Source organism: Amycolatopsis iheyensis, from assembly GCF_024703995.1.
GTDB classification, from domain to species: domain Bacteria; phylum Actinomycetota; class Actinomycetes; order Mycobacteriales; family Pseudonocardiaceae; genus Amycolatopsis; species Amycolatopsis iheyensis.
The window spans coordinates 1-4,210 of record NZ_JAMXQV010000064.1; the positions used below are offsets into that span (position 1 = coordinate 1).

Sequence of the window (4,210 nt, forward strand, 5' to 3'; positions counted from 1 at the left end):
TGCCGCCACCGCCGCCGCCAACGACGCGAACGCGGCAGCGGCCGCTGCGGACGACGCGGCGGCGCACGCCGGGCAGGCCGCCGACGCGGCGGCCAAGGCGACCGCGCACGCGAACGCCGCCACCACCGCGGCGAACGCGTCGGTCGAGGCGTCGAACCAGGCGGCCCGCATCGCCCAGGCCGCCCGCAAGGCCGACGACGACCGGATCGCGTTGAACGGCCAGCAGGCCGACGACGCCGCTCGAGCTGCCGCGGCGACGGATGCCGCGCGTCCGGTGCCACCCCGGTGGGACCTCGACCAGGCCGCCACCTGGAGCGCCGAGACCACCCGGCTGATCGCCGAGGCCACCGCGGCCGGCACCGCTCGCGCGACCGTGCTCGCCGACGCCCGCAAGGTCGCGCTGACCCTCGCCGCGGAGGGTGGTCCCTGGACCAAGGCCGCGGCGTTCGCCGCGCTGTCGGCGTCCGACGACGAGGTCGTCACCTTCGTCACCACCGGCTTGACCGCGGCCGCCGGACAGGACGACCGGGCCGTGCTGGCCCAGCTCGTCGAGACCGGCGTGCCCGGGTTCCAGACGGCCGCGAACGCCGCGCTGGCCGGTTCGGACACCGATGTGCGGACCTTCCTGCGCAACCGGGACTACCCCGGTCGCGGGCAGGACGACACCCTGCAGGTCAGCCAGGTCATGTCCGCCGCCCGCGCGGCCGGGCGCACCGTGGTCGTGCAGGAAGGCCAGAAGGCGCTCGACGCCGGCACCGACCAGGCGCTGCGGGAGTTCCTCGACAACGGCCAGTTCGTCGCGCTCGGCATCGACGACCAGCTGAAGGCGAGCCAGGTCCAGTCCGCCGCCCGTGCCGTCGGCGCGCGCGAGGTCGTCAACGCGGCGCAGGCCGCGCTCGACGGGCCGCCGGTGCTGCTGCGGGAGTTCATCGCGGTGGGCCAGTACACCGCCGCCCGCCGCGACCAGAACACCGCCGCGCACAACGCCGCCATCGACGGCCTGCTGGCCCAGGCCGCGAGCGCCGGGGCCACGGCGACCCACGACGCCAACGAGGCCCAGGCCGCGGCGGCGCGCGCCCGTGATGCCGCCGACGAAGCCGCCGGGTACGCCGATCAGGCGGCCACGGCGGCCAACCAGGCCGCCGACTACGCGCGGCAGGCGCAGGACGCCGCCGGCCGGGCCGCGGAGTCCGCCCGGCAGGCCCAGTCCTCGGCCACGACGGCGGCCCACGCGGCGGCGTCCGCCGTCGCCTCCGCCGACCGGGCCGGCCGCTCGGCCGCCACGGCCCAGTACTACGCGGGTGTCGCGGCCGGCTTCGCCCAGGACGCCAACCGCTCGGCCAAGATCGCCTACGACGCCGCGCTCGACGCGGGCAGCAGCGCCGCCGTGGCCGCGGCGGCGGCGAAGGACGCTTGGCAGAGCGTCGCGAACAAAGCCGCGACGGAAAAGCAGCAGCTCATCCAGCAGCGGCAGGCCGCCTGCGACGACAACTCCCGCGACGTCGAAGCCGTCAACCTGCTGAGCAACTCGGACTGCGTGCTGCTGTTCAGCGGCTCCCAGGCCGACCAGCAACGCATTCTCGGCCGGCTCCAGGACATCTGCCGGCAGCACATCCCGCAGGGCGACCCCACGCTCGCGCGGTGCCTGGACGTCCGGAACCTGTTCAGCCCGAACTACATGGCCGACCTCCGGGACGACTTCACCAACTTCGTCACCGCCGGAACCGACCCGGACTTCGGCGGGCTGCTCATGGTGCTGGCCTCCCTGGTCTGCCCGGAGTGCGAACTGGCCGACCTGCTCGCCGGCGGGGCGGCCGAGCTGCGCGCGGGCGCGGGGGCCGCCGCGCTGGCGGAAGCGGCCGACGTCGCGGGAGTGGGCCTGCTCGACGCCGCCGGCGCGAGCGCGTCCGCGCAGCTCGGGCGGGCGGCCACTGCCGCGCAGGAAGCGGCGAGGGAGTCGGCCGCGGTGGCCGCCGAAGCTTCCCGGCTGGTCGACCTGCCGAACATCGGGATGCTCGAGATCCCGGCGACGCGAGCGACGGCGTCGGAAATCCGGGCCGCCGAAGAGCTGGCGGGCCAGGGCAAGCGGGTCGTGCTGCGAGATCCGGTGGGCACCCGGGCCGGCGGCGGGACGAGCGACCTGGTGGTCGACGGGGTGCTCTGGGATGTGTATACGCCCTCCGGCACTTCCATCGACTCCATGCTGGGGAAGATCGCGAAGAAGTACAGCCAGGTGCACGGCGGCGGCGTGATCGTCGACCTTCGGGGCAGCGGTCTCACCGCGGCCGACTTCGGCGGTTCGGAGCGTGCGCTCACCCGGGTGAACGGTATGATCAAGAGCTGGGGCAAAGGCCCGCCCATCAGTGAAATCCAGTTCTTTGGCGGTTCGTGATGGCGAAGATCCGGTGCAAGTGCGGGACCATCCTCCGCGATGACGACCCGCACGACAGTTTCTTCATGCTGTCGCACGAAGAGTTCGACGTGGACGTCTCCCCGGAGCTGCTGCTCGGCCGGGCGCTGCTGGTCGTGCGCTGCCCGGTCTGCGAGCGGCTGTGGTTCTGGCACGAGGGCGGCAAGCTCACGGAGTACGTGAAGGGCGAGGACATCCTCCCGCCGGATGCCTGATTCACCCTCGCCGGGCGGGCGGGATCCGGTAGGCTGACGGTGGCGGAAGTGCTTGTCCGCCACCGTCTTTCGTCACGGGGGGTCCGTGGCTTAGGGATGTCCGGCTTTGAGGTGCACACAGCGGTTGCCGGCGGCGTTCGCCGTCGCCGGGCTCGTGGCCATCGGCCTGCCCGCGTCCGCCGTCGCCGCCCCTGGGCAGTGCGCGAACCCGTCCGGCACGTACACCGGCGAGGTCCCGTGGGGCCAGCGGCTGGTCGACCCGGCGCGGCTGTGGCCGCTGACCCGGGGTGAGGGCCAGCTCGTCGCGGTCATCGGCACGGGCGTCGACGGGCAGAACACCCAGTTCGCGCCCGGGCAGCTCGAAGGCGGCGCGGGCACCGAGCGTTCGGACTGCGACGGCCGCGGCACGATCGCGGCCGGCATCGTCGGCGCGCAGCCCGACGCGTCCACGACCTTCGCCGGCGTCGCACCCGGCGTGCGGCTGCTGCCGATCCGCTACACGGAAGGCTCGGGCTCGTCGGCGTCCGACGGCGGCGGTGGCGACCCGGGCGCGCTGGCCGACGCGATCGGCACGGCCCTGGACCGGCACGCGAGCGTCGTCCTGATCGCGGTCCCGGCGGCGTTCGACAGCCCTCAGCTGGCGGGCGCGGTTTCGCGGGCGCGTTCGGAAGGCGCGGTGGTCGTCTCGGCGGCGTCGGCGACCCAGCAGGGCGCGCGGACGTACCCGACGGCGTCGTCCGGCGTGCTGGCGGTCGGGTCGGTGAACCCCGCGGGCGAGCCGGTGCAGACGGAAGCGGGCGACTACCTCGGCGTCGCGGCGCCGGGCGCGGAGCTGGTGAGCACGTCGGCCGGCGCGGGTGGCGCGGTGGCGCACCGCTGGCCGGTGACCGACCCGGGCCTGGCGGCGGCGTACGTCGCCGGCGTCGCGGCGCTGGTCCGTGCGTACCACCCGAACCTCACCGGCGACCAGGTCCTGACCCGCTTGACGCTCACCGCGCACCGTCCGCCGTCGGGCCGCCACGACCCGCGGCTGGGCTGGGGAGTCCTGGACGCGTACGCGGCGGTGTCGTCGACCCTCCCGGCCGACGTCGCCCCGCCGGGCGCGGCCCCGGCGCCGGCCTCGGCTCCCGCGGTGGTCCCGGCCGCGGCCCCGGCCCCGGCGACGTCAGACCTGGCGGCCGGCACGATCGCGCTGGCCGGCGTCGCCCTGGCGGCCGCGGCCGGAGTGACGGTGGCGGCAGTACGCCGAGCCCGCCGCCGAAACTGGCGCCCCTCCCGCTTCACGCCCTAACCGTGTCGTCCCCTCAATCACGAGTGATGCCCCTCCAATCACACGTGATGCCCGCCCAATCACACGAGATGCCCCTCCAATCACGCGAGATCCGGGTCTGATCACGCGAGTTCGGTGTACCGGAACGGCGAACTCGCGTACCTGGACGGACGACTCGCGTACCTGGAGGGACTGTAAAACGAGCGGTGTAACTCCCGATCATGGAAGTGCACCTGATGACCGACATGATGTCCGGCGTGGAGAACGCTGAGGACTCGAAGTCCGAGACGGGGCTGGACGGCCTGGACGAGCAGC

At 74.3% G+C, this 4,210-nt stretch carries 2 protein-coding genes and 1 pseudogene; all 3 read left to right on the top strand.

Annotated elements, in window-relative coordinates:
• Nucleotides 1–2,392: pseudogene (locus M8542_RS49675) on the top strand (hypothetical protein); the annotation flags it as partial.
• Complete coding sequence (locus M8542_RS49680) at nucleotides 2,392–2,625, top strand: DUF8617 domain-containing protein (protein WP_504970547.1); 234 nt, start codon at nucleotides 2,392–2,394, stop codon at nucleotides 2,623–2,625. The pseudogene M8542_RS49675 and the gene M8542_RS49680, both read left to right, overlap by 1 nt.
• Nucleotides 2,626–2,731: 106 nt before the next feature.
• Nucleotides 2,732–3,916 (top strand): S8 family serine peptidase, encoded by a 1,185-nt coding sequence (locus M8542_RS49685; RefSeq protein ID WP_372508822.1) that lies wholly within the window; start codon nucleotides 2,732–2,734, stop codon nucleotides 3,914–3,916.
• Nucleotides 3,917–4,210 lie beyond the last annotated feature (294 nt).

Coding starts and splice junctions, on each gene's coding strand:
- M8542_RS49680 (WP_504970547.1), top strand. CDS start 2,392: ATGGCGAAGATCCGGTGCAAGTGCGGGACCATCCTCCGCGATGACGAC.